A 12,830-nucleotide genomic window follows, 5' to 3' on the forward strand; every position below is an offset into this window, starting at 1 on the left:
CCTGTTACAGCTCGATTTGATACTGTTTGGTGTCGCGTGGATTTTTCTTCAGATCGCACACCATCGCGGTATCACTCGGTGCCTGATCGGTGAAGGTTTCCAGAATCTTCATCTGATGGTTTTCCACTTCGGCGATATGCACATCCAGCGTGCAGTGATGGGTGGCGGGATCGACCGTGACTTTGCCGCTCGGCGACGCCACGGTGATGCCGGATTCCAGCGCTTCAATCACCTTCATGCGGTCCACCGAACCGGCTTTGCGCACCCCTTCCGCCCAAATCAACATACCCTGATAGGCACCCATCGCCAGATCGCTGATATACGGCGTGCTGGTGCCATATTTGGCGTGGAATTTCTGCACAAAGGCCTGGTTTTCTGGCGTCGGGATTTCCTGCATATAGTTTGCGGCCACCAGAATGCCGTTGCTTTCCTCCGGCGAGAGGATGATATGTTCGTTACCACCACCAAACACCGTCGAGGCAATCGGAATCTTGCCGCTCATGCCCGCCGCGTGCCACTGGCGATAGAAGGAGATATGCGCGCCGCCCACCAGCGCCGACCAGACGATATCGGGTTTCGCGCTCTGGATTTTCGAGATAGCGGCACCAAAATCGGTCACATCAAGTGGGAAGAACTCCACCGTTACCACTTCGCCGCCGTTGTCATGTACCGACTTTTTCACCCACGCGGAGACGATTTGACCGTAGTTGTAATCCGCCGCCACGACGTAGATTTTCTTGCCCCACTTTTTCATGGCGTAAGGCACCAGCTTTTCCACGGTCTGCGCCGGCGTGGAGCCAGAGGAGAAGTAGTTGCGGTCACACACGCCGCCTTCGTACTGTGCCGGATAAAAGTAGAGTGAACGGAAACGGTCCAGCACCGGACGGATCACCTCACGCGAGGCGGAGGTAATGCCGCCCTGCACCACCGCAACCTTATCTTTCAACGCCGCCTGCTGCGCATACTGCGCGTAAAGCTGCATATTGGATTGCGCATCGTAATTGATCATCTGAAGCGGGCGGCCCAGCAAGCCGCCTGCGGCATTGATATCATCCGCTGCCAGATTGATGGCGTTCGACATCGGTTTACCGTAAATATCCAGGCCACCCGACAGGTCAAGAATGGTCGCCACTTTAATCGCGTCTTTATTGTCTGCCGCAAAACTCATTTTCGGCGCAACACCCGCAGCCAGACCTAATGCCGATAATGCAGATCCCTGAAGAAATGAACGACGACTAATAGCCATAGCACCCTCTTAAATAAGTGATGAGTTAGAAAGAATGGATTTCCGGTGAGATCCGGACAGGGTGAAACCAGCAGCTGGCAGACAACGCTGTCTGCATAAAAAGAAGTGATTGCCACAACGCTGGGGCAATAAGATTAAGCAAGCAATAAGCGGGCCAGATTTAATTTTCCAGCCCGGCTCAGAATATTCGCGCTTTAACACAACCAGTCAGACCTGCGGTGCACTTTTTCGCAGCATTCAGCACCACAAGATTGCACTCATTCGTAGCGGCGCGATTTATCGCGCAATTCTTTCCAATACCCGCCCGCCGCAACATGGTTTAATAGCGCCACTCTTACCAACGCGGGATGCGTGTTAACTTATGTTGCAGTTTTCAAATGGTTTTCTGTTGAGTTTATCGTTGTGCCTCGACATCGGGCTGGCGAATATCGCCATGATCACCCTGGCGATGCAGCGCGGTTATTTCCACGGTTTCTGGCTGGGAATTGGCACCTGCATTGGTGATTTAATCTACGCGCTGCTGGCGTTGGCAGGGATGGCGGTGGTGCTGCAATTTGCCGCCGTGCGCTGGGTGTTATGGATTGGCGGCGGCGCGTTGTTGATTTGGTTTGCGGTGAAAATGCTGCTGGCCGCGTATCGTTCCGTCACCGCCATCAATATGTCAGAACAACAGCCGCAACGTTCGCTGCTGCGTGAGTTCAGCCGTGGAGTCATGCTGGCGATGTCATCGCCCACCGCCATTTTGTGGTTTGCCAGCGTCGGCGGCGCGCTGATTTCCCGCATGGGGCATGGCAATGCTGGATCGACATCGTGGTTCCTGAGCGGCTTCTTTATCGCCGGGGTGTTCTGGACATGTGTGTTGTGCCTGGTGGGCAGCATGGGCGGGAAACTGCTGGGCCAGCGCCTGCTCAAATATTCTTATCTCGCCTCAGCGCTGATCTTTTGTTACTTCGCAATTTACGTCATCGGTTCGGGCTATCGCGAATTTATTCTTAGCTGATGCGCGTAATGGTGCGGCGTGGTGCCCATCACTTTGCGGAAGGCATTGATAAAATGGCTTTGGTCATAGAAGCCGAGTTGCAGCGCGGCATCCTGTGCATGCACACCCCGCCGTAACAGCTCGCGCGCATGATGCAACCGCAGCTGCATATGATATTGCAGCGGCGGCATGCCGGTCAGTTGGGTGAAACGCCGGACCAGATGGTATTTGCTCAGCCCCACCTGCTCTGCCAGCGTTGCCAGTTGCGGTTTGCTGCTCAGGTTGGCACGCAGATACTCTTTTACCTGTACTATCAGCTGAGCATCCCCCTGCTGGCGGCTGGCTGAATCATCCAGCAATTCGCCACACAACCACATCAGTTGTTGTTCCTGTAACCCTTCATCGTACTGACGCGTTGCGGCAGCATAATCGCAGATGGCCGCGAACAACGGCGCGTGATGGAACGCCCCTTCGCGCAGCGCTGGCGCCCCGGCCAGCACCGACTGAGGCAAATGCACGCTGATAAAGCTTACCGGTTCCACGCTGAACTGTGACGCCTGAACAGAGGCCGGATTGTACACCGTCACCTGCCCGGCCTGCGCCTCGTATGACTTACCATCCAGCCAGATCCCCTCACGACCACTCAGATTGGCGCAAACCACATATTCGTCGTGCAAATGGCGTGGAAAAGCGCTGTCGCTGGCGGTGACACGCGAACACTCTATCCCGTTGCGGGCAAACCATTCAGAAGCGGATAACGGCACAATAACCATCCGGTTGCGGATAACGCGTGGTATAACAGCATCAGTCGCCGCCAAATGCAACCAGGGGAGATAACTCATTGAGTATGTTTGGCTTTCCTGTTCTGCCAAAAATGGAAATTTATAGTGCTTTATTGTTGACAAGAATGTTTGCGCATCGTATTCCGTCGCTAACCCCTTCGTGATTAACGCTTTTCCCCCACTACTCCCTTTCATTTTTACTGAACAATACAGAGAAGTTCTCGCAAGCATACGTAAACATTTTCTTTATCGGCTCTACCAACCATTGTGCCAGTTCTATGCCTGGCCCTAGATATTGCTGAGTTGACAGTTCAACGAATAGCTTTATTAATGCAATTACTGCACGCCGTATCGATTTATCCCGCAGGCAGGCCGTTAACGCCGGTGTTGATTGCTTGATATGCCGTACCATTTGATTGACAGCATCCACCACAATATGGCTGTTTTTTCTTTCATGCTCCTCATCATAAAGATAAAAAACACCCCTTTCTCAGGACACACCGAGCATCTTAAACTTTCAATCTTTTGGAACATATCAGGATGCCAGGTAATGGCATCTTTCTGATTCGTAAAAACATGTTCGTTAAAATTAAACTCATCATTTTAACTCAGGACAAAATATTGAGTCTCCACAGAGGAAACCTCAATATTTATGAAGTTTTTTCAGTTTGCTGCCCCACCCCCATATAATCCTCGAAGAACTCTTTGAAATCCTTTGCTGATACCCGCTTATAAATGACATCCGAGGAAGAATCAGTAGAACGCAGCGTTATATCACCAACATTACGAACGATAATATTTGGGGGTGATGTTATATCGTCATTCCCTGACGTGAATATTAACCCTGAAGCGCCGGACACCGACATATCCGTCATCATACTCTCCCTTTGCGAATTTAATCTTAATTTAACATTATCTGATTAAATACTGTCTGTGGGACAGGGGGATTGGGAAAACTAAGAGATAAATCAGGATACTTTCACAATTTACTGATAGCAGAAAAAATGCAGCGCGATAAATCGCGCCGCGACATAAAGATTACAATCCGGCAATACGTTTTAAATCTGCTTCCGCGCCGGGGGCCACCGCCAGCACCTGTGCCCCTTTCAATAACCGTTCGCCTGTAGTGTCAAATGGGTGATACCAGCCGCCCGCTTCCTTCACCAGGCAATATCCGGCGAGGCAGTCCCAGGCATGCATATAGGGTTCGTAGTAACCCACCACCCGACCTGCCGCTACCCACGCCAGCATTAATGCCCCCGATCCAATGCGGATAAAGTTACCGCCGGCAGCCAGCAACGCGGCAAGGATCTCACCGACCTTTTCCGGGCTGACATAGCTGTTGGCACCAAAACCGGTGACATGGTTTTGTAACGTACGTGACGGGTCAACCTGCAAACGCTTGCCGTTAAGTGTTGCCCCGTGGCCCAGCGCCGCGACATAGCATTCCTGATAGGTCGGGGCAAAAATCACACCAATCACTGGCACGCCCTCGTGCAGCACCGCCACCGAGACACACCAGTTCGGCATACCGTTAAGGAACGGGCTGGTGCCATCAATCGGGTCCACCACCCAGGTATAGCCGGACGTGCCCGCCTGCAAGCCATACTCCTCACCGAGAAAGCCGTCTTTAGGGAAGTGTTCGCGAATACGCTGCCCGATCATCTGTTCCACCTCGCGGTCCGCGCGCGACACCACATCCTGTAAATCGTGCTTGGTTTCCACCACCAGGCTGTCACGCTGTTCAAACCAGCGTAGCGCTGCTGCACCGCCTGCGCGCGCCACCTCTTCTGCCAGCGCCAGCCGCGTCAGCAGGGCGTTATTTTCCACGTTACTCATTGTTGCTCCTTGTTATCCGGCAATCAGGGCAAGCCCCTGGGGTTTAAAATCAATCGCGACCGGGGTCGCCAGCGGGTGCTGTTGTTCCATCTGTGCATCGACGATAAACAACGAACCTAATTCGGTCGCCACTTCGTATTCGATATGGTCGCCCAACCAGGTGCTGTGGGTGATTTCACCACGCAGCGCGCCACCGTTTTGCTGGCCCAGCGTAATAAATTGCGGCCGTACCGAAAGCTGTGCGCTACCGGTTTTAGCGGCGGTATGGCGCACGCGGTAGCGCTGGCTACCGAGACGCACCAGCGCCTCGCTACCCTCCACCTGCTCCACTTCGCACGGCAAGATATTCGCCTCTCCCATAAAGTCGGCGATAAACACCGAGTTGGGCGTCAGGTAGAGGCTTTCCGGCGCGCCCTGCTGTGCAATATCCCCTTCTTTCATGACAATAATTTTATCGGATACCGCCAGCGCCTCTTCCTGGTCATGGGTGACATACACCGCCGTAAAACCCAGGCGCTGTTGCAAATCACGAATATCGGTCCGTACCCGACGACGCAGGCGTTCATCGAGGTTCGACAACGGTTCATCCAGCAGCAGAACCTGCGGTTCCAGTACCAATGCCCGCGCCACCGCAATACGCTGCTGCTGACCACCCGACAGCTCCGACGGCAGTCGCGCCCCCTGATGTTCCAGCCCGACCAGCTTCAACCCGTTACGCGCACGGTCCTGCGCCTCGCGCTTGCTGATGCCCGACGACAGCAGGCCATACATAATGTTGTCGAGCGCGCTCATATGCGGAAACAACGCATAGGATTGAAAAACCATCGCCACATCGCGTTCGTTGGCGGGCAGATGAGTGACATCTTTGCCGCCAATCAGAATCCGCCCGGAAGTGGGATGTTCCAACCCCGCCAGCAGGCGCAGGGTGGTGGTTTTACCGCAACCGGAGGGACCGAGCAGCGTCACCAGGGTGCCGGGTTCCACGGTTAGCGACAGATCCGGCAGCGCGGTAAATCCGGCAAAGCGTTTCGAGACGTGTTCAAACACCACGGAACCTGTGTTCATACGACACCTTCCTGAGTTAATGAGGGAGCAGCAGGCGGCGTGGCCGCCTCCACAGGGCGCGCCACACGGCGCAGACGACGTTCACCCACCAGCCACTGAAACACGCCGATGACCAGCAACATCACCACGATCAATACCGTTGAATAGGCGATCGCCACACCGTATTCACCGTTTTCGACCAACCCGACGATGTAGGAGGTCGCCATGTTGTACTGGGCGGAGACCAGAAAGATCACCGCGCTGATGGAGGTGATGGCACGTACGAAGGCATATACCAGTGCCGCGCTGATCGCCGGTTTCAGCAACGGCAGCACCACTTTGCGCAGCGTGCGGAAGCTGTTGGCTCCCAACGTCAACGAGGCTTCATCGAGGCTTTTATCCAGTTGGCTCATGGCGGCGATACCGCCGCGCACCCCAACCGGCATATTACGAAACACAAAGCAGGCAATCAGGATCATTGCGGTGCCGGTGATCTCCAGCGGTGGCAGGTTGTAGGCCATCACGTAGCTGACGCCGATCACCGTGCCGGGAATGGCGAAACTGAGCATCAACAGAAACTCGAAGGTCTGCCGACCGGCAAACTTCTGCCGCACAATCAGCCACGCGGTCAGCAGGCCAACAATGGCGGTCAACGGTGCAGCAATCAGCGCGATTTCCAGCGTGGTCCAGAAGGAGTTCCATGCCACCCCGCTCCACAACAGATGGCCGTCAGTGAAGGTGATACGGAATGCGCGGATGTAATGTTCCAGCGTCAGCGTATCGTTCAGCCCCCACGACTGCACAAAGCCTCCCACCAGGATCATGCCATAGATCACCAGCGTGAACAGGCCCCACGGCAGCACCATGCCGTAAACGCCATAGCGCAGCGCACGCGGTAACTGACCGTGGTTGCCGCCATCGCCTTTACCGGTGACGGTGGCGAAGTTTTTCCCGCCCAGCCACAGGCGTTGCAGGATAAAAGCTGCCAGCGTGAAGCACAGCAAAATCATTGCCAACACCGCGGCGCGGCTGGGATCGTTCTGCGCCCCGACCACCGAGAAGAAGATCTCCGTCGACAACACACCGTGGCTACCGCCCAGTACCATCGGATTGCCGAAGTCGGCCATGCTTTCGATAAAACTGATGAGAAACGCGTTTGCCAGGCCTGGTGCCATCAACGGGAGCGAGATATGGGTGAAGGTACGCCAGCGGTTAGCACGCAGCGTCTGCGATGCCTCTTCCAGCGAGGGGCTGACGCCCTCCACCACCCCAATCAACACCAGGAAAGCGATGGGGGTGAACGACAGCACCTGGGCGATCCAGATGCCGGTAAGGCCGTACAGCCAGCGTCCCGGTTCGATGCCAAATAACGCCGCCAGATGTTCCGTGACCACGCCGGAGCGACCAAACAGCAGAATCAGCGCCAGACCAATAACAAACGGTGGCGTAATGATCGGCAGGATGGTCAGCATCCGCAGCGCTTTTTTCATCGGCAACGGCGTGCGTGTCGCGGCCAGTGCAAATGCCAGTCCGAGCAGCGTCGCACCGCTGGCGGTCATCAGCGCCAGCCACAGCGTGCGCCACGCGGTGCCACAGGTGCCGCCGGTCAGGCAGCCGAAACTCCAGATGGAGGGGTCCTGGATATTGCTGATCAAACCATTGGGATTGAAGCTGCCGTCAACGTCCTGCACCGACACCACAAACATACTCAGTACCGGATAAAGCACAAACACGCTGACCAGCGCCGTCAGCAGCACCAGCGAAGCAACCACAAACGCGTCGCCTTTCAATACCCCGCGCTCGGCCAGCGCGAAAGAGAACAACAGTAGAAAGGTCGTCAGCATCAGCAACGCACCGGCACCCATCGCCGGTTGCCCCTGCTGTAGCGCACCAAACTGGTTTTCCAGCCACAGCCAACTCCAGCCGCTATAGCCAATGGCGTGCCCTTCAACAATCAGAAACAGTACGCCGAGCGCGCTGAACAACAGCAACAAATGGCTACGAATGCCACCGGGTGCCAATAAGCCACAGGCGGCGCACAGCAGATAAAGCGCCACTGTCACCGCCAGCCACGGATGCTGAAAAGCCACCATCTGCCAGAGTGCCGGGGCATTAGCCGCATCGCTCCACAGCGAGAGAATCCAGCCGCCGGAAAAGAAACCGCTTTCGAGGCTGTACCAGGGGAGCAGCGTCAGGGCTAGCGCACCGGCAAGCAACGCGCCGACTAAACGACGATTGTTCGCATTCATAAATCACCTCGACCTGAAAATTCAGGCTGAAGCGGACAGCAGGCCGGAGCCACCGCATCTCAGCATGGATGTTACTGTGCGCTGGCGCCGATCTCTTTGTCCCAGCGGCTGAGCAGTGCTTTGCGTTTGGCGGAGTCGCCGTAGGTTTTGAAGTCGTAATCGATCAGTTTGATATTTTCAAAACGTGGCGCGTATTCAGAGATTTCTGCGTTGCGATTGGACGGCAGCTGGAAGGATTTGGCTTCTTTCATATGCGATTGCGCCTCGGCGCTTAACGCCCAGTCGTACCAGACTTTGGCGTTCGCCAGATTGCGCGCGCCTTTAACAATCGACATCGAACCGATTTCGTAGCCGGTGCCCTCGCACGGCGCAACGGTTTTAATTGGGAAGCCATCCACCTGCATCGCCACCGCATCGTGCATAAACACAATGCCGACCGTGGTTTCACCACGCGCAGCCGCTTTAACCGGCGCAGAACCCGATTTGGTGTATTGCGAGATATTGGCGTTGAGTTTTTTCAGGTAGTCGAATGCCTGATCCTCACCCATGATTTGCACCAGCGTTGCCAGCGTATTGTAGGCCGTGCCGGAGGAGTTTGGGTTGGCAATCTGGATCTCCCCTTTAAAGGCCGGGTTGAGCAAATCTTTCCAGCAGGCCGGAGCGGGCAATTTTTTATCCGCCAGCAATTTGGTGTTGTAACCCCAGCCGAGTGCGCCCGCATAAATACCCACAGTGCGGTAACCGGAGTTCTCCGCCTGCTTCTGCGCCCAGGGCTGTTGCTGGTCCAGCAGCGGTGATTTGTAGACCTGCGTCAATCCCTCATCGGCGGCCTGCATATGGGGATCACCCGTTCCCGCCCACCAGATATCGGTGCGCGGATTACGTGCTTCGCTGCGGATGCGGGCATAGGCTTCACCCGCCGAGAGCCGCACCATATTGACCTGAATATCCGGGTGCGACTGGCTGAAGATGCGCGTCATGTGTTCACACACCACCACATCCGCAGAACAGATCATATTGAGATTACCCGCCGCAGCGGCGGTGAACGGCAGTGCAGTGCAACAGACGGATAGTGCGACGTACAGAGGGGTGTAGCGCATGATGTTCTCCTTGGTTTGCAGGGTGGTGCTTCACTGGCACCTTGTTATTTGCACATGTGTGCAAATTTGTAGAGAACATAAAATAACCTGTCAATCGCCTTGCTGAGCAATTGACAGACAATGTCACAAAATTGAAACAATTATGGCGTGAATCATTTTGCACACCTTTGCAAAATCGGGCAGACTGCTTTGCAACCAGTTAAGGGCGGGAGGTGAGCGATGCAAAACGAGAAAACAGTGATCAGCGCCCAGGATGTGGCGGATCGCGCCGGTGTCTCCCGCTCTGCGGTATCCCGCGCTTTTACGCCAGGCGCCAGCGTTTCAGCCACCACCCGCGCTCGGGTGATGAAAGCCGCTGAGGAGCTGGGTTATCACGTCAATCATCTGGCTCGCGGCCTGGTACGTAATCGCAGCGGTATTGTCTGCCTGGTCGTCTCAGAACTTGCCACACCCTACCGCGCCAGCCTGGTGCGCTGGTTAACGCAGTTTTTGCAGGAAGCGGGCAAAGTGGCGATGCTGATCAACACCGATCGTTCCGACAACAGCGTCTCCGGCGCACTGCAACAGGCGATTAATTTCCGCGCCGATGCGTCAATCATCTTGTCCGGCATGCCCGACAGCGCCATTACCCGGCAATGCTACAAACACGGTCAGCGCATTATATTGATTAACCGGGATGAGGCAGTGCCCGGCTCCCTCTGCATCAATCTCGATTCGGCGGCCGCTGCTGCAACGGCGGTGATGGCATTTGCCCGCGCCGGGTGTCGCCGCCTGGCGTTTGCTAACTCACTGGCCGGGACACCCAGTCTGATGAAACGCGAGAGTGATTTTCTTACCGCAGCGCAGGCTGCCGGGTTACCGGTGATGGTTGAGCGCTTTGGTACCACTTCCTATGAAAGCGGTCAGATTCTGGCGCATCGCCTGCTGACGCGCCCTCAGCGCCCGGACGCCATATTCTGTGTCACTGACCTGGTCGCCTGTGGATTGATGGACGAAGCCCGCCATCGTTTTGGCTTACGTGTACCACAGGATTTGTGCCTGATTGGCTTCGATAATATTGCGCAGGCGGGCTGGTCTTCGTACCACCTCACCACCTTTGCCCAGCCGGTGGAACAATTTGCCCGCGATGCGGTGGACTGGCTGATGCAGGCCGAACGGGAGGAGTCGCTGGAGGTACAACAGCACGACACCCGCCTGTATCAGCCGGATGTCGTGTGGCGTGGGTCGGTGCGCGGGGGGTAAACACTAAGTCAGGGAGATCTTCATGACTTGTTGTCTCGCGTGATAAATCACGCCGCTACAAAGGCGCGCACTGTTATGTAGCAGCGCGATTTATCGCGCATTTTTTATCTTATTGCATCCATTGACACAAATTAGCCAGCATCGCCATACAACGCTCAATCTGTTCAACCGCGATAAACTCATCCGGCTTGTGGCCCTGATCCATACTGCCTGGCCCACAGATCAGCGTGGCGATACCTGCTTCATCAAACAATCCCCCTTCGGTGCCAAACGCCACCGTGGAGAATTCATCGCTGCCGCTCCACTGCGCCAGCCATTGTGCGAATTGCGACCGGGGATCGGTCAGCAACCCCGGATACTGGCTGATTGGCAGAAAACGGATTGCGCTTGCCAACGCCACCGCCTGCATCTGCGGTAACAATTCCTGCCGGGCAAACTGTTCAACCTCGGCAATCACCCCCTGCACATCGTCATCCGGCAGATAACGGATCTCAAAATCAAACTGACAATCCTGCGGCACGATATTTAACGCACTGCCCCCCTTAATCACCCCGGTTTGCAAGGTACTGAAAGGTGGGTCAAAACGCGTATCCTGGCGCTGTTTGAGCTGCTGCGCCGCTTCACCCAGACGATTAATCAGCTTTGCTGCATACTCGATGGCATTAACCCCGGATGGCGCATAGGCGGAGTGACAGGCGTGGCCCTGCACCTGACAACGCAGCCCAATCTTGCCTTTGTGTCCATACACCGGGCGCATTTCCGTCGGTTCGCCGATGATACACATCAAGGGTTTCTCTGCCGAAGCGCGCAGGTAATCCACCATGCTGCGCACCCCAAGGCATCCGACCTCCTCGTCATAGGAGAAGGCCAGGTGCAACGGCATGCGCAAGGGTTGCGCCAGAAACCCATCCAGCGATGCCAGCACGCAGGCGAGGAATCCCTTCATATCGGCACTGCCGCGCCCGTAATAACGTTCGTGTTGTTCAGTCAGGGCAAAGGGTGGCACGGACCAGTTCTGCCCGTCGACCGGCACCACATCGGTATGACCGGAGAGCATCACCCCGCCCGCACCCGCCGGTCCGAGCCGTGCATACAGATTAGCTTTGCGCCCGCTGTCATCCATGATGCGCTGAGACGCGATACCGCGCCGGGCGAGAAAGTCCTCAATCCAGCTAATTAAGGCCAGGTTAGATTCGCGGCTGGTGGTATCAAACGCCAGCAACGCCGTCAGGATCTCGCGAACGGCATTACTCATCGCCGGGTACGCCATAACTCGGGGCATCACGCGGATCGAGCGCGCGCGTCACATAGGCCTGCATCTGCGGCTCATAGGCCAGCCACAACGCATTCAGTTGCGCCAGCGGGTCCTGTTCCGCCCAGTCAACGCGCAGATCCACCAACGGCCAGGTGTAATCATCCACCACCTTCACCGCCGCTGAATGCACCGGCCCGGCTTCGCCCCCGGCGTTGATCCCGGCCTGCAACGCCGCAATCAGTCGGCTGGTGAGTTCGCCGGTCGCCGCTTCAAATGCGGTTATCATGGCGTTAATCACCGCCTTATCCGCCAGCATATTCCCCGCAGCCACGCAATTATCACCCTGCGCCACGTTATAAATGCCAAGGGTTTTATCGCCGCTGAAAGCCGCGATCTTGCCGCTGGCGTCAATCACCGTCACCTGGCGATATTCGCTAAAGCGGTCTTCCGCCAGCGCGCTTTTCAGCGCCTGTTCCGGTGCCTGGCCCGCTTCCAGATGCGCGAGGATCTGCTGCCCGAGCGCGGGCAGCGTGATGTTTTGACTGGAGACGGCACCAATGCCAGCTACCAGCCACGGGCAGCGTGCGCCCACAGCGATGCTGGACGAACTGATGGCGATACCCAACTGACCAGACTCGGTGCAACGGGCGGCAATCGATAAGGTCATTTTGCCTCCCAGTCGTCCGGGATCACCGCGATCACGTCAATTTCCATCAGCCACTGCGGCTGTGCCAGTGCCGAAACCACCAGCCCGGTGGAGATCGGGAATACCCCTTTCAACCATTTACCCACTTCCTGGTAAACCGGCTCACGATAACGCGGGTCGATGATGTAGGTGGTGGTTTTAACGATATGGCTGAGATCGCTGCCCGCCTCCTCCAGCAGTTGCTTGAGGTTTTTCATTGCCTGCTCGGTTTGCGCACGCGGATCGCCCAGCCCCACCAGGTTGCCTTCAAAATCGGTGCCAACCTGACCGCGCACGTAAACGGTGTTACCCGCGCGTACCGCCTGACACAGGTCGTTGTCCAGCGTCTGATTGGGATAGGTTTCTTTGGTGTTAAACATACGAATACGTTGATGAGTTGGCATAACGG

At 56.1% G+C, this 12,830-nt stretch carries 12 protein-coding genes; 2 read left to right on the top strand and 10 right to left on the bottom strand.

Annotated elements, in window-relative coordinates:
- Positions 1-4 precede the first annotated feature (4 nt).
- Complete coding sequence (locus AC6I8N_RS22325) at positions 5-1,246, bottom strand: urea ABC transporter substrate-binding protein (protein ID WP_208726383.1); 1,242 nt, start codon at positions 1,244-1,246, stop codon at positions 5-7.
- Positions 1,247-1,607: 361 nt separating this feature from the next.
- Here AC6I8N_RS22325 and AC6I8N_RS22330 point away from each other — a divergent pair, with 361 nt between their 5' ends.
- Complete coding sequence (locus AC6I8N_RS22330; protein WP_415174325.1) at positions 1,608-2,246, top strand: LysE family translocator; 639 nt, start codon at positions 1,608-1,610, stop codon at positions 2,244-2,246.
- On the opposite strand, the gene AC6I8N_RS22335 is transcribed toward AC6I8N_RS22330, so the two are convergent.
- The 6 genes from AC6I8N_RS22335 to AC6I8N_RS22360 form a co-directional block, all read right to left on the bottom strand.
- On the bottom strand, positions 2,222-2,998 hold the full coding sequence (locus AC6I8N_RS22335) for a helix-turn-helix transcriptional regulator (RefSeq protein ID WP_497831169.1): 777 nt from the start codon (positions 2,996-2,998) through the stop codon (positions 2,222-2,224). The genes AC6I8N_RS22330 and AC6I8N_RS22335 overlap by 25 nt on opposite strands.
- A gap of 659 nt (positions 2,999-3,657) precedes the next feature.
- Positions 3,658-3,885 carry a hypothetical protein gene (locus AC6I8N_RS22340; RefSeq protein ID WP_497830808.1) on the bottom strand — a complete coding sequence of 76 codons (228 nt, stop codon included), beginning with the start codon at positions 3,883-3,885 and terminating at the stop codon, positions 3,658-3,660.
- Between the two features lie 160 nt (positions 3,886-4,045).
- Positions 4,046-4,846: an inositol monophosphatase family protein gene (locus AC6I8N_RS22345; RefSeq protein ID WP_497830809.1), complete on the bottom strand. Its 801-nt coding sequence runs from the start codon at positions 4,844-4,846 to the stop codon at positions 4,046-4,048.
- A gap of 12 nt (positions 4,847-4,858) precedes the next feature.
- On the bottom strand, positions 4,859-5,911 hold the full coding sequence (locus AC6I8N_RS22350; protein ID WP_497830810.1) for an ABC transporter ATP-binding protein: 1,053 nt from the start codon (positions 5,909-5,911) through the stop codon (positions 4,859-4,861).
- The gene (locus AC6I8N_RS22355) at positions 5,908-8,139 is read right to left on the bottom strand and encodes an ABC transporter permease (RefSeq protein WP_497830811.1); all 2,232 of its coding nucleotides are present in this window, start codon (positions 8,137-8,139) and stop codon (positions 5,908-5,910) included. The genes AC6I8N_RS22350 and AC6I8N_RS22355 overlap by 4 nt, the downstream gene beginning before the upstream one ends.
- A gap of 71 nt (positions 8,140-8,210) precedes the next feature.
- Positions 8,211-9,239 (bottom strand): ABC transporter substrate-binding protein, encoded by a 1,029-nt coding sequence (locus tag AC6I8N_RS22360; RefSeq protein ID WP_415174329.1) that lies wholly within the window; start codon positions 9,237-9,239, stop codon positions 8,211-8,213.
- Positions 9,240-9,458: 219 nt separating this feature from the next.
- Here AC6I8N_RS22360 and AC6I8N_RS22365 point away from each other — a divergent pair, with 219 nt between their 5' ends.
- The gene (locus AC6I8N_RS22365; protein WP_208726361.1) at positions 9,459-10,481 is read left to right on the top strand and encodes a LacI family DNA-binding transcriptional regulator; all 1,023 of its coding nucleotides are present in this window, start codon (positions 9,459-9,461) and stop codon (positions 10,479-10,481) included.
- 109 nt (positions 10,482-10,590) lie between these two features.
- Here AC6I8N_RS22365 and argE read toward each other — a convergent pair whose 3' ends face one another.
- From argE to AC6I8N_RS22380, 3 genes are read right to left on the bottom strand one after another with little or no spacing between them, the layout of a single operon-like run.
- Positions 10,591-11,736 (bottom strand): acetylornithine deacetylase, encoded by a 1,146-nt coding sequence (gene argE / locus AC6I8N_RS22370; protein ID WP_208726359.1) that lies wholly within the window; start codon positions 11,734-11,736, stop codon positions 10,591-10,593.
- The gene (locus AC6I8N_RS22375; RefSeq protein ID WP_208726357.1) at positions 11,729-12,403 is read right to left on the bottom strand and encodes a DUF1028 domain-containing protein; all 675 of its coding nucleotides are present in this window, start codon (positions 12,401-12,403) and stop codon (positions 11,729-11,731) included. The genes argE and AC6I8N_RS22375 overlap by 8 nt, the downstream gene beginning before the upstream one ends.
- Positions 12,400-12,825 (bottom strand): RidA family protein, encoded by a 426-nt coding sequence (locus tag AC6I8N_RS22380; protein ID WP_013511436.1) that lies wholly within the window; start codon positions 12,823-12,825, stop codon positions 12,400-12,402. The genes AC6I8N_RS22375 and AC6I8N_RS22380 overlap by 4 nt, the downstream gene beginning before the upstream one ends.
- Positions 12,826-12,830: the final 5 nt, after the last annotated feature.

The sequence above is a fragment of the Pantoea sp. X-Soil-TKNS-1279 genome (assembly GCF_059730565.1).